This is a genomic window from Acinetobacter sp. FY683 (assembly GCF_059515885.1).
In genome coordinates this window covers 36,473-57,525 of sequence record NZ_JCAKNA010000019.1, presented here as the reverse complement: position 1 = coordinate 57,525, position 21,053 = coordinate 36,473, and the positions used below count along the sequence as shown (strand labels likewise).

The following is a 21,053-nucleotide window of genomic DNA, read 5'->3' as shown; positions in this document are numbered from 1 at the left end:
GGCTTTGTTGCATAAAGGCTTGAAAGGCTGAGCTCCCCTAGGTGAGCCAAATTTAAGAGACAACTTGGGTATGAGGACGACCTAATTCTGTGAATTTATTCAAGACTGCCATGCGTGCGTGGATCTCATTCACCTGACTAGGAAAACTCCTTGCTGTTAATTTATCGCCTAATAATTTGATGCAATGCATCTTCGTTTCAACCAAACTCCGACGGTGATAACCAGACCACTTTTTCCAAAGCGATCTACCTAGACGTTTGACTGTCTTTAATAACTCGTTCCGCTCGATAGACCTCGCTTGCTGATCTTTCCAAGGCTTTGCATTTTTCCTCGGTGGAATGATCGCATGTGCATCTCGATCTAAAATGACTTGTCGGCAATGCTTTGTGTCATAAGCACCATCTGTATAAACAGAATCAATTTTCTCATCCAAGGGAATTTGAGAAAGTAAATCTTCAAGTACTTGAGAATCACCAACATCATTTGTAGTGAGCTGTACAGCACGTATTTGAAGAGTTTTAGCATCTATAGCAATATGCAGCTTACGCCATTGACGACGATATTCAGCCCCATGTTTCTTGCATTTCCATTCACCTTCACCTAGAAACTTCAAACCAGTAGAGTCTACGAGTAGATGCAGACCATCACTACTTTTTTCATAGCTAATCGCAATATCAATATGTTTTTGTCTTCTGCAAAGCGTAGTGTAATCCGGCGCTGTCCAATCTAATCCAGAGAGTTTAATCAGACTTTGAACAAAACCTGTGACCATACGTAAAGAGAGTCGAAATAGAGATTTGATCATTAAGCAGCATTGAATCGCTGTATCGGAGTAGGTCTGATTTCGACCTTGCTTGCCTTGTGATTGTGCATACCACTGGGTCTTTGGATCAAACCAAATGGAAATATTACCCCGGTTGATTAAGGCTCGATTATAGGATGACCAATTGGTTGTACGATAGATTTTAGGGGCAGGTTTATTCATTTTGAAATTATATTGCTGAATAAGCCTTCCATGCTAGGTTTGTGCAACAAAGCCTATTCCTGCTGCAATTGAAGCGTTACTCGCTAAAACACAAGAAAATAAAGTTATTCTTTTAGGTCATAGCGCTGGTGGACAACTTTTAGGTATTGTGCCTAATTATGAAAAAGTTGCTAAAGTTATTGCTGTTTCAGGTTCAACTGGGCACGTTAAAGGCTTAAAAGGACGCACCAAAATTTTAGCCCCTGTTATGTTCAAAGGTATTTTTCCTATTGCTAGATTTACTCTTGGATATGGCCCTACAAATGCTATTGGCATGGGTGAAAATTTACCGAAAGATGTAGCAAAACAATGGGCTCAATTTTGTGGAAAAGCCGGCTATATTATTAATGCTATTGGCGATACCGTCGATGCCCATGATAATTTTCACGAAAAAATTACAACACCTATTACCGTGCTTTGGTCATCTGATGATGAAATTGCAACAAAAGAGAATGTAAAAGACTTACTTCGCTTATATCCAAATAGCAAAACTGAAATGATTGAACTTATACCTCAAGATTATGGACACAAAGCAATTGGACATATGCTTATGTTTAAAAGATCTCATCAAAACTTATGGTCAGTCATTGAAAATAAACTTCAAAATATAAAATAAATATCCACCATTACTTTGCTACCCTTCAACAAAAAGCCCCACAAATGTGAGGCTTTTTTTATATACACTTAAAAATTAGTGACGAATAAGAACCGTTTTAATTCGATTAGACTCCATTTCAGTCACTTCAAAATGAACACCGTTATATTTCAACTCGGTACCCACTTCAACTTCACCTTCAACTTTTTCTAGAATTAAACCAGCAACACTAATATAACCAGCATCTTCTTCAACTAGATCTAACATACCTAGTTCAAGTTCAAGTTGATACACATCAAGCATACCACTAGCTTTCCATGTTGTATCATCCAGTTTCACCAAATCTAATTGCTCATCCGCATCTGGGAATTCACCCGCAATTGCTTCAAATACATCCAATGGAGAAACCAATCCTTGTACAACACCAAACTCATCACTCACTAATACCAATGAACCTTTTGAAGTCCTTAAAGTATTAATTGCATCAATGACTTTCATTTTTTCAAAAATGTAAATTGGGCGATGACGTTTAATTAAATCCTTGAGTTGCTCTTGATCATCGACAACATCAAGTAATTCTTTTGCACGCACAACGCTAATAACTTTATCTAAGCTACCGCGACACACTGGAAACAAGCTATGCGGTACAGATAAGATTTTTTCACGAATTTCTTCAGGACTATCATCTAAGTCAACCCAAGAAATTTGACTTCTTGGCGTCATAATAGAAGCAACTGAACGCTCGGCAAGTGTTAATACACCACCAATCATATAACGCTCTTCGTCAGCAAAAGTATCTTTAGCTTCACTCACCTGACCATCAGCATCCTGAGTTGCAATTTGCCCACCCATCAATTTAAAAATTGAGTCTGCCGTACGGTGACGTAATGGAATTTTAGATTCATGCTTTACTACATTTCGCTTAGAGAATTGGTTAAATGCTTCAATTAAAATTGCAACACCAATACCTGAGTAAATATAACCTTTAGGAATATGGAAGCCAAAACCTTCAGCAATTAAGCTAATACCGATAAGTAAAAGGAAGCTCAAACAAAGAATAACAACAGTAGGATGTCTATTTACAAACACTGTTAATGGTTTAGATGCAATTAACATCACAACCACGGCAATGGTAACAGCAGCCATCATCACGTAGATATTATCTACCATACCAATAGCAGTAATTACCGAATCGAGGGAGAATACAGCATCTAGCACAACAATTTGCGCAACAACCATACCAAATCCAGCATACACAACCTCTGAAGTTGACTGTACTTCTGGTTTCCCTTCAATTTTTTCATGTAGCTCTGTAACTGCTTTATACACCAAGAACAAACCACCAAATAACAGAATCAAGTCTCGTCCTGAAAAAGACAAGTCTGCAAATTCAACAATTGGTTTTGTAAGAGTGACTAACCAAGCAATAACAGAGAGAAGTCCCAAGCGCATAATTAACGCTAAAGAAAGACCAATAATACGTGCTTTATCACGTTGTTCAGGGGGAAGTTTTTCTGCCAAAATAGCGATAAAAACTAAATTATCAATACCAAGAACAATTTCCAAAATTATCAGTGTTATTAAACCAACCCAAATTCCCGGATCTAATAGAAACTCCATTAGTTAAATTCTCCGTTCTGGTTAGTTGGAAACTGTATATTAAGACCTGCGCTCTGCGACGGATCCATGTTTTTAACCTTTTCAACAATAGTTAAAACTATTATGCACAAAGTTGAAATTTTGTAATTCATTTTTTTAAAATATTTTGTAAATTATTGATACCTCTAATAATGCTTCTGCATTTTCTATAAAGAACTCGGAATAAATAGAACAAAAAACACCCTTAAAAATACAATTTAAAACATATCCATTTTAAACAAAAATATAAATATTAAACTTAAACTACTAATATTAAATACTATTAATCTATTTTTTAAAAAAATAAAGACTTGCAAATAGTGTTTAACTTCACATAAAATAGTAAAAGTTCAGATATTAAAATTAAAAAACAATTCCAATATATAGGCTACATCATGAGCACAAAATACTCAAAATTTCTTCCCTCATCGGAAAATTTTTCATTAGAACAATTCCCATACTACTGGATTGCACAGGTTTACTCTCAACAAGTTAATCAAGTTGATCATGCCTTAAAGAAATACGGCTTAGATAACTCACGTCGTCGCATTTTAATGGCATTAAAAGCAAATTCAGATGCGAGTGTTTCTGACCTTTCAGATATGGTTGTATCTAAAATGTCGACAACCACAAAAATTGTATATCGCTTAAAAGATGAAGGTTTGGTACACACTTATTCATGTGAAGATGATGCGCGTATTACACGTGTTGTACTCACTGAAAAAGGTATTGAAATGACAAATAAAATCAGTGATTTAACATCAGTTGTTTTAGAACAATCTTTTGATGGATTAACACCATTACAAATTGAAAAAATGATGGAAAGCTTACGTCACATTTTCAAAAATTTATCTCGTTAATTTTTTTAAATATAAAATCAATAAATAAATTAGATTCTATCTCCTTAATTTCTAATAATCTCTAAATATTAATTTAGACAGCTCTGAACATAAAAAAAGCCTCTTACGAGGCTTTTTTTATTTAACAAATGAAATTAATCACCCGTATAACCTTTTAATTTCAAACGATAAGCATGTAAAAGTGGCTCAGTGTATCCTGAAGGTTGCTCTGCACCTTTAAACACTAAGTCATAAGCAGCTTTATACGCATAACCATCAAAACTTGGAGCCATTGGCGTATAGAGTGGATCATTCGCATTTTGCTCATCCACAATTTTAGCCATACGCTTCATAACTTCTTCAACCTGCTCTTTCGTTACAATACCGTGACGTAACCAGTTTGCAACGTGCTGTGAAGAAATACGTAATGTTGCACGATCTTCCATTAAGCCAACGTTATTGATATCTGGCACCTTCGAACAACCTACACCCAAGTCTACCCAACGAACAACATAACCTAAAATACCTTGTAGGTTATTTTCCAGCTCATTGTTTTTCTCTTCAGCAGACCAATTTGTATTTGTTGCTAAAGGTGGAGTTAATAAATCATCTAAAGGAAGAGCTTCCGTTTGTAGCAATTCTTTTTGACGTTCAGATACATTACATTGGTGATAATGAATCGCATGAATTACCGCACCCGATGGTGATGGAACCCATGCACAGCTTGCACCTGCTTGAGGATGTTCAATTTTGGTTTTGTACATATCTAAAAGCATATCTGGTTTTGGCCACATACCTTTACCAATTTGCGCTTTACCACGTAAACCAGTTTGAAGACCAATCATCACATTACGGTTTTCATACGCAGGGAACCAAATTTGAGATTTCACTTCAGTTTTACGAACAAATGGACCTGCTTCCATAAAGGTATGAATTTCATCCCCTGTACGATCCATGAAACCTGTATTAATAAAGATTGTGCGATCTTTTGCTGCCGCAATACAGTTTTTCAAGTTTACAGATGTACGACGCTCTTCATCCATAATACCGATTTTTAATGTTTTAGCAGGCAAACCAAGTGCTTGCTCTGCACGCTCGAATAACTCAACCGCAAAAGCAACTTCTTCTGGACCATGCATTTTTGGCTTAACAATGTACATAGAACCCTTACGTGAGTTTCTATTTTCGTTTTCACCTTTAATATCTGCAAACGTCAATAATGGTGTAATTAACGCATCCATAATACCTTCGTAGATTTCAGCACCATCTACAAGAATTGCAGGATTAGTCATTAAATGACCAACATTGCGAAGAAGCATTAATGAACGACCATGAAGTTTTGCTTCACCGCCTGTTAAATCTGTATACGTACGATCTTTATTTAATGTACGTGTAATCGTTTTGCCATTTTTTTCAATAGATTCAGATAAAGTACCTTTCATTAAGCCTAACCAATTACGGTAGCCTTCTACTTTTTCTTCTGCATCTACTGCAGCAATTGAATCTTCTAAATCTTGAATCGTTGTTACAGCAGATTCAAGAACAAGATCTTTTACGCCCGCCGCATCCGTTTGACCAATTGGGCTTGTTGCATCAATTTCAATAATTACATGCAAACCATTGTTCAATAAAATGATTTCTTTAGGTGCTAGTGCATCACCATTAAAACCAACAAATTGAGCTTCATTTTCTAAAGTTGTTGTTGAACCATCTTTTAACGTTACAGCTAGTTTTTTACCTTCAACCGTGTATTTGGTCACATCTTCATGTGAGCCCGCCAACAATGGGAAAGTTTCATTTAAAAAGTTTTTAGCGAATGCAATCACTTTTGCGCCACGAACTGGGTTATAGCCTTTACCCTTGTCAGCGCCACCATCTTCTGGAATTACATCAAAACCGTAAAGAGCATCATATAAAGAGCCCCAACGTGCATTTGCAGCATTTAAGCAGTAACGTGCATTACGAACAGGTACAACAAGTTGTGAACCTGCTAAAAGCGCTATTTCTTCATCTACATTTTCAGTTGTAATTTGAAAATCTTCTACTTCTGGTAATAAGTAGCCAATTTCTGTCAAGAAAGCTTTGTAAGCTCCTAATTCAAATTTATTATTGCGGTGCCATTCATCAATTTTCGCTTGAATGTCATCACGCTTAGCAAGCAGTGCTTTATTTTTAGGACTAAGATCAACGACAACTTGTTCAAAGTTTTTCCAGTAAGTTTCACTGTTTAAACCAGAACCTGGTAATGCTTCATTTTCGATAAAATCGTAGAGTTCTTTAGCAATTGCTAACTTGCCTTTTTGAATACGTGCAGTCATTGTCTTTCCTGATATTGCTACTTTTTATACAAGAGTTTCTAGTATACCCATTTATACTTTGCTGAATAGCATTATCACATTGCTAAATAATCATCATTTATTATCAAATAGATAGATTTACTTTTAATAAATTTTAGATTAAAAATACAACAACGCTATTCTGCTGAATACTCATTTATAATGTATAAATTTCTTGTATGAAGAAATTAGACTTAAGTTCAGATTTTTGTTTTAAAACCATACAAAGTCTAGCGTTCATTAAACTAAATGAACAAAGATTAAGCCATGAATAGCTCGTATTGTCGACCCATTCAACAAAAATATATAATAAAAAAGCACCCAATTTGGATGCTTTTTTATTCACTTTATACGTATATTAAAGTTGCTTATGTGCTGTATTTAAGTACTCATCCGATTGCATTTCAAGCAAACGTGAACGCGTGCGTTCAATTTCAAAGGCTAATCTTTCACCACTATACAAATCAATAATCGAATCTTCTGATGTTAAAATAAGCTTTACACCTCGATCGTAGAACTCATCGACCAAATAAATGAAACGTCTTGTACCTTCAGACAACACATCATTCAAGTGAGGTACATTACTCACTAAAACAGTATTGTAAACATTAGCAATCTCAATAAAATCTGCTGGACTACGTGGCTTCAAACATAGTTCTGAATACTCACACCATAAAACATCTTCTGTATGACTAATTGTTTCAACAGTTCGGCTATTAATAATAATCGACTCTTGTGATTGTACTTGCGTTTGCGTTAATGCGGCGTAACGCTGAGAGATCCACAATTGATGTTCATGTGTTAATGGAGATTTAAACAGTTGCGCCTGCTTCAACACACGTAAACGGTAATCCACCCCCGCATCTACATTTAAAATTGTGCAGTTTGTTTTTACCAATTCAATGGTTGGTATAAAGCGATCACGATGAATACCATTTTTATATAAACCATCTGGAGCAATATTTGATGTTGCAACCAACGTCACACCACGGGCAAAAAGCTTTTGGAATAAATCGCTTAAAATCATTGCATCCGTTACGTTTGATACGAAAAACTCATCAAAACAGATCACAACAGCTTCTTTATAAATTTGATCAGCAACCAAATCTAATGGGTTTCTTTGACCCGAAAGCTTATTCAATTCTTTGTGCACATGCTGCATAAAGTGGTGAAAGTGCATACGCATTTTTCGACGAAATGGAACAGAGTCATAAAACTGATCCATCAGCCATGTTTTACCACGACCAACACCGCCCCACATATACACACCTTTAGGTGGTACTTGTTTACGAAAACGACGAAATGCTTTTTTAGATGCTTTATAACGCTGAATTAATTCTTGCCATACTCGATCTAACTCATGCACAGCCTGAGCTTGAGCTTCATCTGGCATAAACTGCCCAGATGATATTGCTTGGGCATATCGTTCTGCGGGTGATACTGGACTAAACGCTGTATTTGTTGAGTTTAAATCTGACATATTTTTCAAGGCTAATTTTGGGGCTGATGGATTATAACGAAGATTCTCATACATTATATATAACACTTTTGCATAAATTAACTTAGGCTATTTATATTGCCGAGGACTATAACCAAACCATCGTTTAAAGGCATGATTAAAAGCCGCAGGCTCAGAATAACCCAATAATTCTGCAATGTTTTCAATTGAATATTGAGGATATTCAATTAATTTAAGTGCTTTTTGTTTAATGATATCTTCACGAATTTGCTTATAACTAGTTTGCATTTGACATAACTGATGACGCAAAGTTCTTTCAGGAATATTAAGTACTTTTGATGTTTCAGCCATTGTAGGCATTACACCTTGCTGTAGCTCTAAATAGTCTTTTACACATTGTATAAGAGATGGTTTTGTATCCACTTCACGCAAACGACATAACTCATTTTCACATTTTTGCTCATAAGCTTTAAATGAAGCAGAATCTGCTGAAATCACCTTCATACTCAACATATCACGATCAAAATAAAATACTGCTTGCTTGGCATTAAATTCAATATCATCTCCAAAAATATCTATATACATTTGGTTTAAATGAAAAGTTTTGGGCGTTTCAAATGGTAAACCAACCTTTATTGAAGGGGATTTTAAACCCAACATTCTAAATAAATCATGAATAAACCGATATGTTCCAGAAATCTCACAATGTGCTAGAAACAAACCCAATTGCGTTTGTAAATTCACGGGTTTTAAAATCAAAGCCACTTTATCATCAAAATATTGAACATCTAAGTGCCCATTTAAATGAGTTAAACAATGATACTCTATGCCTTTTTCAAGCACTTTTTGAATATTATCGCTTGCAACAAGTAGCATAAGTAGCGGACCATAACCTGCTAAAGAGTAATGCTGACCAATGCCCAACCCCTGCTCAGGAGCAAAGCCATCACCCAATATGGTCAAAACATCTTGCTCTAAGTTGGGATGAATAACTGAACTCGGATCAAGTGTATTTTCACTCAGTCCAATTCTTTCTAATTTTTGGTCGACATTAATTCCCGCTTTACGCATTCCTTGAATTAAATACAACAGACTTAGAATTGATCTTTTCATGAAAAATAAAATGAGTGCTTTTGTATTTTTTACTCTATTTCATATCTCTTTCATATTGCCGAAACTATCAATCTTTCCACCATCATCCCCACCCAATATATTAAAGCATTAATTTATACTCAATATATTCAACATAAAAAACAACTTTATACCAATGATAAATACAAACTTATTTTAAAGTCTGCATAATAGACAGGTTTTTATTAACTACTATTATCCATGCAATCTATTTGGCTTATTACTCAACTACTCATTTGCCTAGCATTAGGCTTTCTATGTGCTCATCGCATTCCAAAATTTATAGAAAAAGCATCATTTAAAGTTTTACCTTATTTTTCATATATTTTACTTTTTGCAATCGCTTTTGAATTCTCACAAATTATCGAAACCATTACCCACCCTCAACTCATACTTAAGAATGCAATCATCCTTTCTTTAAGCACAACTTTTGGTGCATTTATATGCTGTTATCTCATTTTTAAAACAGTGGGATATACAACTACTCATGGAAAAGTCTCTTTAGACTTATTCCTAAAATCTTTATTTAATATTAGTTATGCGCTTATTGTATTAGCAGCTGGTTACTTTAGCTCATTCCTCTTACAGTCTGCCGATTACACAATACATTTAAATTCGTGGACTTTACTGCTTATTTTTATGTTTTTAATTGGCTTAGATTTAGCTCACTCCCCACTCGATAAATCTTGGATAAATTGGAAAATTTTACTTGTTCCGATTGGTGCAATTATTGGTTCATTACTTGGTGCGTGTTTTAGCATATTGATCATTCAAAATATCGCATTAAAAGATCTTATTATGCTTTCTCAAGGTTATGGATTTTACTCTATGACAGGCATCGTTATTACAGAATTACGTAATGCAGAATTAGGCAGTATTGCCTTAATGAATGATTTATTCAGAGAAATTATTGCAATTTTACTGATGTATACTTTAGGTTGGAAATATCCTAGATCTGCAATCGCATCAGCAGGCGCAACATCTATGGATGCAACACTACCTATGGTGAAACAAGCCTGTGGTAATGACTTTATTCCACATGCAATGGTTAGTGGATTTATTCTTTCTATTCTTGCACCTATTGCTGTGAGCATATTGGCTGCAATTTAATTTTTTAATAACACACTCCCCCACAGTCCCTCTTTGCAAAAGAGGGATCACTCCTCCCTTTTGAAAAAGGGAGGTTGGGGGAAGTTTTTACAATGTCGCCAAAATATCTTGCAATGTCTGACTCGGATTTTCAGATTTAGTAATTGGTCGACCAATAACCAAATGAGTAGAACCATCAAGCATTGCTTGTTTTGGTGTCACAATACGTTTTTGATCATCCGCATTTGAACCTTCAGGTCGAATACCTGGTGTAACTAAAGCAAAGTCTTGCCCTAAAGCTTCACGTAACATTTTTGCTTCTTGAGCTGAACATACTACACCGTCTAAACCACTCTCTTTCGTTAAAGAAGCTAAACGTTTTACTTGCTCAAATGGTTCAATATCTAAACCAATATCTTTAAGATCTTCACGCCCCATAGACGTTAAAACCGTTACTGCAATTAACTGTGTATTATAATTCCCAACTTTCAAACGCTCTACACAAGTTTCCATCATCTTGCGACCACCAGAAGCATGAACATTAACCATCCACACCCCCATATCCGCTGCAGCACACACTGCTTGAGCTGTTGTATTTGGAATATCATGAAATTTTAAATCAAGGAAAACTTCAAAGTTTAAATTATGTAAGGCTTTTACTACACCCGAACCCTCATGTGTAAATAACTCTTTACCAACTTTTACTCGACACAATGCAGGATCCAACTGCTCTGCCATTTTTAATGCGTCATATTGGCTTTTAGCATCTAATGCAACAATGATACTCAAGAGATTTACCTATCGTTCAGACAAAAAGAAAGCACATTATAAAGCTTATTCACTAATGAACAAAAGAATTAAAAAGTTAGTTATATGAAACAATTATTTTTACTTACACTTCTTCACATATTCAGGCATAAAAAAACACCCAGCAGAAATCTACGGGTGTTTGATTAATAGGTATCACAAACATCATGCCACTTTAAAATAACATGATGTTAATTCTTAAATTACAACACAAAATTAGTTTTGATGATCTTCAGCACTTACATCTAAAACTGTTTTTTCATGTCGCTTATTTGCTGCTGCTTCTGCTGCCGCCAATTGAGCAGTTTGAATTTGCTCTTTACGAAGATAATCAATGTCTTTACGTAAACGTTTAATTTCCCAACTTTGTTGGAATACACGGAAAATTTGCACACCAAGCAATAACCCTAAAACAATCCCCAAAGAAAGTGTTAGTAATAACAACAATCCTAAGCGCATTGCAGGTACTTGCGTAAACAATAAGTCTACAGATAGCTCAGTACTATTTTGTAGAACTAATGCCAGTGAATAACCAAATAGTACAAGTAAAATTATAACCAATACGTAGCGCATAAATACTCCGTTAAATATTTTTATTGCGCGGATTCATTCACTGCATCACGTAATGCTTTACCTGGCTTAAAGTGAGGCACAGCTTTTGCTGCAACTTCAACCGACTTACCAGTCTTCGGATTACGACCCACACGTGGTTCACGATGATGGAGTGCAAAACTACCAAATCCACGAATCTCAATTCGATCATCTGCAGATAACGATGCAATCATTTGATCGATCATTATTTTAACAGCTTCTTCCACCAATGGCTCAGCCAAATGTGGATTTTTTAGAGAAATACGCTCTATTAAGTCAGACTTATTAAGTGCTTCGCTAGTCATCTACGACCTCTTTAATTATCAAGCTACTTTAACATACCTATGATAATAACCTGTTTAAATACAAAACGGTAGCGTAATAAGTTAATACTACGCTACCGTTTATTGTATTTGTGTAAAAAGTATTAGTTAATTTACATTAATAATACCTTTAAACGAATACTTAGTTGCCCATTTGAGCTTTGATCAAATCACCAATAGTCTTAGGACCATTGTCTGAGTTAGTCGCTGCAGTTTTCAAATTAGCAACAGCTTCTTTCTCTTCAGCTTCGTCTTTCGCTTTGATAGACAAGTTGATAGCACGTGACTTGCGGTCAACGTTAATGATTTTAGCTTCAACTTCTTGACCAACTTCAAGGAACTTAGTTGCATCTTCAACGCGATCGCGATTGATTTCAGATGCTTTAAGAGTCGCTTCAACTTCGTCAGCTAACTTAACAGTAGCGCCTTTAGCGTCAACTGCAGTTACAGTACCTTTAACCAATGCACCACGTTCGTTCGCAACTAAGAAGTCATTGAACGGATCGTTGTTCATTTGTTTGATACCAAGGCTAATACGGTTGCCGTCAGCATCTACAGATAAGATAACCGCTTCAACAGTGTCACCTTTCTTGTAACGACGAATAGCTTCTTCGCCTTGTTCGTTCCAAGAAATATCAGATAAGTGAACTAAGCCATCGATACCGCCAGGTAAACCGATGAAGATACCGAAGTCAGTGATTGACTTGATAGTACCTGAAACTTTTTCGCCTTTATCATGGTTTTTAGAGAACTCTTCCCATGGGTTAGCACGAGTTTGTTTAATACCAAGAGAAATACGACGACGTTCTTCATCAACTTCAAGAACCATAACATCAACTTCATCACCAATCTGAACTACTTTAGATGGGTGGATGTTTTTGTTAGTGTGATCCATTTCTGAAACGTGTACTAAACCTTCAACGCCTTCAGCGATTTCTGCGAAACAACCGTAGTCAGTTAAGTTAGTTACGCGAGCTTTAACGATAGAACCTTTAGGGTAACGGTTCATGATCGCTAACCATGGATCTTCGCCTAATTGCTTAAGACCTAAAGATACGCGGTTACGTTCTTTGTCAAATTTAAGTACTTTAACAGTAACTTCTTGACCAACTTCAACAACTTCTGAAGGGTGCTTGATGCGTTTCCAAGCCATATCAGTGATGTGAAGAAGACCGTCAATACCGCCAAGGTCAACAAATGCGCCGTAGTCAGTAAGGTTTTTGATCGTACCAGTAACAGTTTGACCTTCTTCAAGCTGAGCAAGAAGAGCTTCACGGTCAGCTGAAGATTCAGCTTCCATAACAGCACGACGTGAAACAACAACGTTGTTACGTTTAGCGTCAAGTTTGATTACTTTGAATTCTAACTCTTTACCTTCTAAGTGAGTAGTATCACGAATAGGACGAGTATCAACTAAAGAACCTGGAAGGAATGCACGTACTGGACCGATGTCAACAGTAAAACCGCCTTTAACTTTACCAGAGATAACACCAGTAACGATTTCGCCGTCTTCAAAGATTTTTTCAAGTTTAGTCCAAGTTTCAGCGCGTTTAGCTTTTTCGCGTGAAAGAACTGTTTGACCCATACCGTTGTCAAGAGCTTCAACAACAACGTCTACAGTGTCGCCAACTTGAACTTCAAGTTCACGTTGTTCATTTAAGAATTCAGCACGGTCAACAACGCCTTCAGATTTAAGGCCAGTGTCAACAGTTACCCAGTCAGAGTCGATGCTTACTACAACGCCTTGGATGACAGCACCCTTTTCAACGTTGAGGTTTAATTCGCTTTCTTCAAAGAGGGCTGCAAAAGATTCGGTCATGATATACCTGATAAAGTCAGCGGTCTTGGATCAGACAAGGCCGGTTTAATTAAGCATCTACATAGTCCATATAAAACTGATCAAGCTATGCGTTTGCTGAAAATATTGAGTTATTTGGCTAATTGCTGATTTACATAAGTAATCATCAGCTTAAATACCTCATCAATGTTCAATGTTGAACTATCAATGATGTACGCATCATCAGCAGGCTTGAGTGGAGCGACTTCTCGTTCCATATCTCGTCTATCACGTGCTTCGATATTAGCTAAAATGTCGCTTATTTTAACATCTAGCCCCATACCCTGCAACTGGTTTACACGTCGCTCGGCTCTAGACTGAGCAGAAGCGGTCAAATATATCTTTGCTTGCGCTTCTGGAAAAATAGTCGTTGCCATATCTCGACCATCTGCAACAAGCCCAGGTGCTTGTGCAAAATCACGCTGACGTTGTAACAAGGCAGTTCTAAGTTCTGGAATTGCAGCAACTTTTGATGCAAAAGAACCAACTTCTTCTGTTCGAATTTCTTGCGACACATCTTCATGATCTAACAGAACTTTTGTACCTTGTTCACCACTTAAAAATTGAATATTTAATTGTGACGCAATGTGTACACACTGTGCTAACTGAGTATCTAATTGATCAAGTAATTGTTTATTCTTCAATGACAATCCAAGCAAACGATAAAGCGCACCAGAATCTAAAAGATGAAATTGATAATGCATAGCTAGTTTTGCAGCAAGTGTCCCCTTACCTGAACCACTTGGACCATCAATTGTAATAATTTGAACTGTCATTAGATTTCCGTTTGAACTGATACAGTTTTAGCGAGTTTAGAGAAGCCTAGTTTAATCCCAGATTTTAGCTGCGCAAGAATTAATTTACTTACAAACGGCAACCTCATCTGCAATTCAATGGTGTAATTTACACGGGTAACATGACGATCAATCGCTTCAAATGTGATAATCCCAATATGATGTTTAACCAATGGGTTTTTAATAATTTTATATTCAATACGCTCATTGGGTAGCAATAAGGTAATTTGCTCTTGTAAAGGCTTAATTTTACCAATACCCAATTTCCTAATCGACCCAACCCCATCTGGACGACTTGTGTCTAACGAATCTTTAATACGCTCAACTTGCATAGGCGCAAACGCTACATTATAAGTGTCATGTTTCGACAGCAATTCAAATACTTGCTCGATTGGCGCGTTAAAGTCTTTTGTAATAGATATTGAGTTCATTATTTTATCCAACATTATTTTTGCGTAAATTAAGACTAAATATATTGATCTATTCTGTTTTATTCTCGAACTTTTCAATATTTTTTAACTGACGCTTTTGCTCTCTACGCATTTTAAAAAAAGCAGATAATTGAGCAGAACACTCATTAGCTAAACAGCCCGATTCAAATTCAAAAACATGATTATAGTAACCACTACTTAACAACTGACGTGCACTAATTAACGAACCAGCCTTAGGTTCAGTTGTCGCAAAAACAACACGTTGAATTCGAGAATGAATTAAAGCACCCACACACATCGTGCATGGCTCAAGCGTCACATAAAGCGTGGCATCTCCAGGCAATCGATAATTTTTAATACGCTCACATGCTTGTCGAATCGCAACAATTTCAGCATGTGCTGTCGGATCATTGAAGGAAATTGGTGCATTGAAGCCCGAACCAATAATTTCGTTCTGGCTTACAATAATAGCACCTACTGGAATTTCCCCAATTGAGGCAGCTTGTGCAGCTTGCTCAATTGCCTGCTGCATCCAATATTCATCGGTAAAGCTTTCAGACATAACTTAACTAATTACACCATAATGCTTAAGCAAGATATTCCAACTTTCAATTGTTGTTACAGGCGGGTTATCCGCTAAAATTCCTTTTAGAGATAAGTCTGCGCCCTTATACCATTCAGGTGATAAATCTTTATCAACCAAACGAGCACGTACACCCTCTACAAAGTCAGGATGACGGATTTTCCAATCTGAAATTTGGCGCTCAAGCTCAAATACTTCATTCCAAGAATGTATTTGCTTACCCCATTGCCACAACAACCATGTTAAAGCAGCAGTAGTTGGAGAACCTTTTTGTAAATTCTCACTTGCCTGACGTAGCCAATCACTTCGTGCATCACTCAAACCAATAATAGATTCATAGTCATGTTCAAAATTCACACCACGGCAAACACTTTGAATCACATCTAGAGAGTTTTGCAATGGACCAGGACCAACAGGTCTATGCATACTATTTAGCGTGTCATCAATGGCACGAAAATCACCTGCTGGATAGTGATTCCAATCAATATTAATCACTTTGCTTAACACAGAATCACGTTGAGCATCACAAATATGAGTTGCCCACCCAATTCCGTATGCTCCCGCAGCAGTCATAATTGAGCCCGTTAAGCCCGTAAACAAACCAATTGCTCCACGGTCAGCTAAAAAGCGTGTTGCACCAACATCCGGATATAAACCAATGTTAATTTCAGGCATTGCTAAACGTGAATATGGTGTCACCAAACGAAATGGTGCAGCCATAAATAAGCCTAAACCACCACCCATTACATAACCTTCACCCCAAACCAAAACAGGTTTAGCATAATTATGAAGAAGTAAATCTAGAGCATATTCTTGTTCAAAAAAACTATTTGCTGTATCAACTTCATCATTAATTACAAGTTGACGCAGTTTACGAACATCACCACCCGCACAAAATGCCTTTGGTGTTGTTGAATCTAACCAAATTGCTTTAACACTATCATCTGTATGAAAGTCTTGAAAAACTTCCAATAAAGCCGTAGCAATAGACTCATCTAAAGCATGTAAAGATTTCGGACGATTTAATCGAACTATGCGCCATCCATTGATAGCTTCCTCAACAATTAAGTCAGGATGATAATTTTTTGAAATGGGAGAATATGTCATGCGTCCAGCTGCCAATCTATAGGCTCAATGCCATTTTGTTTAAGATAATTATTTGTTTTTGAAAACGCTTTACAACCAAAAAAACCACCTCGGTTTGCCGCCAATGGAGATGGATGAGCAGCTTTTAATACCAAGTGTTTGTTTTGATCGATTCGTTGTCCTTTACGTTGTGCATACGCCCCCCATAAAATGAAAACAATATGCTCACGTTGTTCATTTAATACATCAATCACATGATCTGTAAAATCTTCCCAACCACGTTTTTGATGCGACGTTGGTTGTCCTGCTTCCACCGTCAATACACTATTTAAGAGCAGTACACCCTGTTCTGCCCAACGACTTAAATCACCATGTTTTGAAACTGGGAGCTCTAAATCATTGTGTAACTCATGAAAAATATTACGCAAAGATGGCGGTAATGCAAGCCCTCTTTGTACAGAAAAGCTTAATCCATGTGCCTGATTCGGTCTATGATAAGGATCTTGCCCTAAAATCACGACCTTTACATTAGGTAAAGGTGTTGTATTTAAAGCATTAAAAATAAGATGGCTTGGTGGATAAACTACTTTCTCTGCTTTTTTCTCTTGAATCAAGAAGTCCTTTAACTCATCCATTTTAGGACTGAGTAAAAATTCACTTAAACTATCTTTCCAACTTGCTTCCAACTGCACTTTTTCTAACTTCGCAAGTTGTAGATCTGTTAAAGGCATACTTCTTCCTTAATTACTAATTTATGTCCAAATGTTATAAATACTTACAGTTTTACCTGTAAATCAACTACTGGGTTCTGAAATTTAATTCCTTTTTTTAGATTCTCATACATTGATGAATCTGCCCATTCAGCTTGAATTTGTTCAGAAAACTCTATTTGATCCAATGCTAACAAGCCCATTTGCTCATTACTAATATCTTCTGCAAAGCTCTGTGCATATCCTGTATCTGTTTCATGAACAATCACAGAATACACTTCAACATCACCTTCACCATTTTGAGTTTCTGTTGATGCTAAAACTTGTTGCACTAAATAAAAGAAAATACGTGAAAATTGTTCTGCCGATGGCGATACAGGTAAAGAAACCCAACGTGCACTAAATGTTTTACACGCTTGAATATATTCTTTACTGTCATGTTCCCAAAAACAAATCGCATGATCAAAAGAGTCAATAAGGTCTTTAATCACACCTTTCAACAAACCAAAATCATATACCATTTGACCATGATCTAATTTTGTCGCTTTAAGTAACAACTCAACCTTGTAACTATGGCCGTGTATAGAACGCTTACAACGATCTGACGTACAATTACGTACAACGTGGGCGTTTTCAAACTTAAATAACTTACGAATGATCATATGTCGTGGTATATAAAATATTAATAGGGATTTATTCGATTATAATGCAAAAATCCTATTACAAGCATTAATTTTATAGTTCATTATAATAGGGAAAACATATCATCGTTATTTTGGATAACTTAAACTATAAAATTTAGCTCAACATCCTATAACTTCACACTTTAACAACGCCTTAAAAGCAACTTCATTATTCAAAATTAGTCTTTAATTTACTTAAATAAAACTCATTTTTATTATTTTTAGGTCTTAAAAACTATCTAAATATAATATTTCGACACAAATTGCAGTAAATATCAAAATGCGTCGAAATAATTATTTTTTATACTGCTAAATCTAGAACTTTTACTTGTTTCGGTATTGCTAGTGCTTGATCTATGTAGGCAACACGTAATGTATCTCGTGAACCCAAATAGCGTTGATAGAAACTAGAGTTCAAAATTGCAGCCGCACCATACGTTAAGCCCCAAATAGATGCAAGATAATCTCTTACAGACATGGCACTTTGGATAGATGCTAAATAGGTTTCCGTCATACGAATAATAATACGTAAGCGTTGCTTTCTGACTTGATATAACTCGGTAAATAAATGATTTACACCCACACCCGTTGTAGATAGTCTTTCTTCAATTTGATGAAACAAAACCGTTCTCTCTGGATGATGCAGATGATGCAACATAAAGAATGCCAAATGTTCAGGAAATGCTTTTTCAGCATCCTTAATCATTTCTAACAACATCATTTCATTGCGAATAATAAGCATCATATAGAGCTCATCTTTGCTCTGAAAGTGTTTATAAAGCGTACCTTTTGCCAAATCTAATTCAGCAGCTAAAGCATCCAGCGTCATTCCCGCTTCGCCATTTTCAAGAAGCAATTGCTCTGCAACTTGAAAAATTAAGGTTTCTCTTGCTCGAAACTGAGCCTGACGATCCATCTTCACCCTATAAACTCTCTTTTGCTTTTATCCATCTTCTGATGGCATTTATTTCATGTTTAGGAGGTTTTCAAAGTTTTTCTTTGTTATGAAAGCCATTTCCTCAAGTGACTTATCATATACATCACTTAATGCTTTGGCTACATAGGGAACGTACTTTGGTTCATTAGACTTTCCTCTATAGGGCATGGGTGCCAAATAAGGACTATCTGTTTCAATAAGCACACGATCTAATGGAACTTGCTTTGCAACATCACGTAAATCTTGTGCATTTTTAAACGATACAATACCTGAAAAAGAAACATAATATCCGCAATCAAGCACTGCTTTTGCTGTTTCCCAATCTTCGGTAAAACAGTGCAAAATACCATGTGTTGATTTTTCAGCACGGATAATATCAATCGTGTCAAATTTTGCTGACCGAGTATGAACCACCACAGGCTTTTTAACACTTTGCGATGCGTGAATGTGTCGAGCAAAACATTCTTTTTGTTCAGCTACAAATTCCGTGCTGTGAAAATAATCTAAACCTGTTTCACCAATTGCCCAAACCTTTTCTGCTTGTGCAAGCTCAATCAAATATTCTGTAGTTGCTCGTGCCATAACAGCTGGATCTTCACAAGGATGAACTCCAACCGTATAACCCACATCTGCATGACGAGCAGCAATTTTTGCAAGCTCAATATGATCATCTAAGTCTACAGAGATACCCATAAATTTTGATACACCCGCTTCGCGAGCTTGTGCCAACGCTAAATCTAACTGACCGTCATAAGGTGTTAAGTCAAGCATAGTTAAATGGCAATGCGTATCTACAAACACGATGATTTCCTAAATTACACTGAATTACATAGTGTAACTATTACGGCCTGCCGCTTTAACCCCTGCAAGCAATTTTTCTGCTTCAGACTTGTAAAAAATACCCTTTTCACCTGTCAGCTGAATACCAAATCCCTGCAATTTAATTCCATTTTGTTTGTGAGAAATCCAAATCACTTTGCCTGTGAGTGGAATTTTTTGAGATTGTTCTGGCAAAGTTGCCAAAACAAAAACTTCTTCCCCCATTTTTACAGATTGCTTTGATGGAATAAATAATCCTCCACCTGCAACATACGGCATATAGCTCTGGTAAAGCATATCTTTATCTAGAATATTTGCTTGAATAATACCGCCACGTGGTTGCATATTTTTCCCCTAAACATTCATAAGCTTGATACAAAGTTGGTCAACAACCAAATTTCCTTGTACATTTTGCTCGGTGAGTTTTTTTGCTTGTTGTATTTCCGAATATATCCCAAATAATGCCTCGAGTGAATATTGTTCAACCAAAACACTAAAATCTATATCTATATTTTTCACTTGCTGTTCTAGTTTCACACAAATTAAATCAGCTAAAAGATATTCAAACATTTGCATAAAATCTGAGAAACTCAGTTCTTTATTCCACTTGCTTGCAATCGCCAATGGCATATTTTTTTGGGTCACTAATTTTTGCCAATCTTGAACAAATAAACCACGCTTAACAACCCAATCTTTTTCAGCCAATTGCAAAGCAAACAAAGGCATCTGATTTGATAAATTCAATAGCAGCGGAATTTGTGATTGTAATTCTTCCGTTAAATTTTCAAGTAAAAATTGAGTCGTTTGATTAGGCTCAACTCGATCTAAAGCAAAATGTTGCAATCTACTTCGAATAGTTGCAGGTAACTTTAAATAATGATCCGCTAACAAAATAATAATCGTGCGCTCACCTGGCTCTTCTAAGGTTTTTAGAAGTGCATTTGATGATGCAATATTTAAAGCTTCAGCAGGTTCGATAACAATTACACGCCAACCATCTACCGTTTGTTGCACAAAAGGCTGTAAATCTCTCACCTTTTCAATTTTAATTTTAGCATTTTGTTTTTTATTGTCTTCATCGGTTGAAACATATACGTAGTTCGGATGCGTATCTGCCTTCAACCAAAGACAACTTCCACATGTACCGCAAGGTTCATTTTTTTCATGTCGATTTAAACACAAAACCCATGCAAGAAATTGTTGCGCAAATGCTTCTTTTCCACAGCCCTTTTTGCCATAAAAAAGCAACCCATGTCCAATTTTAGGAAAACGTGATGTCAGGTTTTCCCAAACTTGTTTTTGCCATGGATACACTTGTCCACGCTGTTCTTGCATGTTAAA

General features: G+C 36.3%; 21 protein-coding genes and 1 pseudogene. 3 read left to right on the top strand and 19 right to left on the bottom strand.

The window, feature by feature from the left end; genetic code table 11:
* Nucleotides 1–52 precede the first annotated feature (52 nt).
* Nucleotides 53–985, bottom strand: a complete 933-nt coding sequence (locus tag AC5YDH_RS10710) for an IS5 family transposase (protein ID WP_496116183.1) — start codon at nt 983–985, stop codon at nt 53–55.
* A gap of 55 nt (nt 986–1,040) precedes the next feature.
* Here AC5YDH_RS10710 and AC5YDH_RS10705 point away from each other — a divergent pair.
* A pseudogene (locus AC5YDH_RS10705) lies at nt 1,041–1,640 on the top strand (alpha/beta hydrolase family protein); the annotation flags it as partial.
* A gap of 75 nt (nt 1,641–1,715) precedes the next feature.
* Here AC5YDH_RS10705 and AC5YDH_RS10700 read toward each other — a convergent pair.
* Nucleotides 1,716–3,239, bottom strand: coding sequence for a TerC family protein (locus tag AC5YDH_RS10700; RefSeq protein WP_496119356.1), 1,524 nt, complete (start codon nt 3,237–3,239; stop codon nt 1,716–1,718).
* Between the two features lie 413 nt (nt 3,240–3,652).
* On the opposite strand from AC5YDH_RS10700, the gene AC5YDH_RS10695 reads away from it, so the two are divergent.
* A complete protein-coding gene (locus tag AC5YDH_RS10695; RefSeq protein WP_496119354.1) occupies nt 3,653–4,117 on the top strand; it encodes a MarR family winged helix-turn-helix transcriptional regulator in 465 nt (154 codons plus the stop codon).
* 134 nt (nt 4,118–4,251) lie between these two features.
* On the opposite strand, the gene AC5YDH_RS10690 is transcribed toward AC5YDH_RS10695, so the two are convergent.
* The 3 genes from AC5YDH_RS10690 to AC5YDH_RS10680 form a co-directional block, all read right to left on the bottom strand.
* On the bottom strand, nt 4,252–6,414 hold the full coding sequence (locus tag AC5YDH_RS10690; RefSeq protein ID WP_496119352.1) for a malate synthase G: 2,163 nt from the start codon (nt 6,412–6,414) through the stop codon (nt 4,252–4,254).
* Between the two features lie 376 nt (nt 6,415–6,790).
* The gene (gene zapE / locus AC5YDH_RS10685) at nt 6,791–7,912 is read right to left on the bottom strand and encodes a cell division protein ZapE (RefSeq protein ID WP_496119348.1); all 1,122 of its coding nucleotides are present in this window, start codon (nt 7,910–7,912) and stop codon (nt 6,791–6,793) included.
* Between the two features lie 87 nt (nt 7,913–7,999).
* Nucleotides 8,000–9,004 carry an AraC family transcriptional regulator gene (locus AC5YDH_RS10680; RefSeq protein WP_496119344.1) on the bottom strand — a complete coding sequence of 335 codons (1,005 nt, stop codon included), beginning with the start codon at nt 9,002–9,004 and terminating at the stop codon, nt 8,000–8,002.
* A gap of 219 nt (nt 9,005–9,223) precedes the next feature.
* Here AC5YDH_RS10680 and AC5YDH_RS10675 point away from each other — a divergent pair, with 219 nt between their 5' ends.
* The gene (locus AC5YDH_RS10675) at nt 9,224–10,132 is read left to right on the top strand and encodes a LysO family transporter (protein WP_496119342.1); all 909 of its coding nucleotides are present in this window, start codon (nt 9,224–9,226) and stop codon (nt 10,130–10,132) included.
* An 87-nt stretch (nt 10,133–10,219) separates the two neighbouring features.
* Here the strand turns inward: AC5YDH_RS10675 and pyrF are convergent, their stop codons facing one another.
* From pyrF to AC5YDH_RS10605, 14 genes are all read right to left on the bottom strand, one after another.
* A complete protein-coding gene (pyrF, locus tag AC5YDH_RS10670; protein WP_496119340.1) occupies nt 10,220–10,900 on the bottom strand; it encodes an orotidine-5'-phosphate decarboxylase in 681 nt (226 codons plus the stop codon).
* A gap of 234 nt (nt 10,901–11,134) precedes the next feature.
* Complete coding sequence (locus tag AC5YDH_RS10665; RefSeq protein ID WP_496119338.1) at nt 11,135–11,491, bottom strand: lipopolysaccharide assembly protein LapA domain-containing protein; 357 nt, start codon at nt 11,489–11,491, stop codon at nt 11,135–11,137.
* A gap of 20 nt (nt 11,492–11,511) precedes the next feature.
* Nucleotides 11,512–11,814 (bottom strand): integration host factor subunit beta, encoded by a 303-nt coding sequence (locus AC5YDH_RS10660; RefSeq protein WP_496119336.1) that lies wholly within the window; start codon nt 11,812–11,814, stop codon nt 11,512–11,514.
* A gap of 160 nt (nt 11,815–11,974) precedes the next feature.
* Complete coding sequence (gene rpsA, locus AC5YDH_RS10655) at nt 11,975–13,651, bottom strand: 30S ribosomal protein S1 (protein ID WP_496119334.1); 1,677 nt, start codon at nt 13,649–13,651, stop codon at nt 11,975–11,977.
* Between the two features lie 110 nt (nt 13,652–13,761).
* On the bottom strand, nt 13,762–14,445 hold the full coding sequence (gene cmk, locus AC5YDH_RS10650) for a (d)CMP kinase (protein WP_496119332.1): 684 nt from the start codon (nt 14,443–14,445) through the stop codon (nt 13,762–13,764).
* Nucleotides 14,445–14,894 (bottom strand): SRPBCC family protein, encoded by a 450-nt coding sequence (locus AC5YDH_RS10645; RefSeq protein WP_496119330.1) that lies wholly within the window; start codon nt 14,892–14,894, stop codon nt 14,445–14,447. The genes cmk and AC5YDH_RS10645 overlap by 1 nt, the downstream gene beginning before the upstream one ends.
* 49 nt (nt 14,895–14,943) lie before the next feature.
* A complete protein-coding gene (gene tadA / locus AC5YDH_RS10640) occupies nt 14,944–15,456 on the bottom strand; it encodes a tRNA adenosine(34) deaminase TadA (protein ID WP_496119328.1) in 513 nt (170 codons plus the stop codon).
* 3 nt (nt 15,457–15,459) lie between these two features.
* A complete protein-coding gene (locus tag AC5YDH_RS10635) occupies nt 15,460–16,584 on the bottom strand; it encodes an enoyl-CoA hydratase/isomerase family protein (protein ID WP_496119326.1) in 1,125 nt (374 codons plus the stop codon).
* The gene (gene ung / locus AC5YDH_RS10630) at nt 16,581–17,294 is read right to left on the bottom strand and encodes a uracil-DNA glycosylase (protein ID WP_496119324.1); all 714 of its coding nucleotides are present in this window, start codon (nt 17,292–17,294) and stop codon (nt 16,581–16,583) included. The genes AC5YDH_RS10635 and ung overlap by 4 nt, the downstream gene beginning before the upstream one ends.
* 44 nt (nt 17,295–17,338) lie before the next feature.
* A complete protein-coding gene (locus AC5YDH_RS10625; protein WP_496119322.1) occupies nt 17,339–17,935 on the bottom strand; it encodes a 6-pyruvoyl trahydropterin synthase family protein in 597 nt (198 codons plus the stop codon).
* 322 nt (nt 17,936–18,257) lie between these two features.
* On the bottom strand, nt 18,258–18,872 hold the full coding sequence (locus tag AC5YDH_RS10620; RefSeq protein WP_496119320.1) for a TetR/AcrR family transcriptional regulator: 615 nt from the start codon (nt 18,870–18,872) through the stop codon (nt 18,258–18,260).
* A gap of 48 nt (nt 18,873–18,920) precedes the next feature.
* Nucleotides 18,921–19,694 carry a TatD family hydrolase gene (locus AC5YDH_RS10615; RefSeq protein WP_496119318.1) on the bottom strand — a complete coding sequence of 258 codons (774 nt, stop codon included), beginning with the start codon at nt 19,692–19,694 and terminating at the stop codon, nt 18,921–18,923.
* A gap of 24 nt (nt 19,695–19,718) precedes the next feature.
* On the bottom strand, nt 19,719–20,057 hold the full coding sequence (locus AC5YDH_RS10610) for a PilZ domain-containing protein (protein ID WP_496119316.1): 339 nt from the start codon (nt 20,055–20,057) through the stop codon (nt 19,719–19,721).
* A gap of 9 nt (nt 20,058–20,066) precedes the next feature.
* Nucleotides 20,067–21,047 (bottom strand): DNA polymerase III delta subunit-related protein, encoded by a 981-nt coding sequence (locus AC5YDH_RS10605; RefSeq protein ID WP_496119314.1) that lies wholly within the window; start codon nt 21,045–21,047, stop codon nt 20,067–20,069.
* Nucleotides 21,048–21,053: the final 6 nt, after the last annotated feature.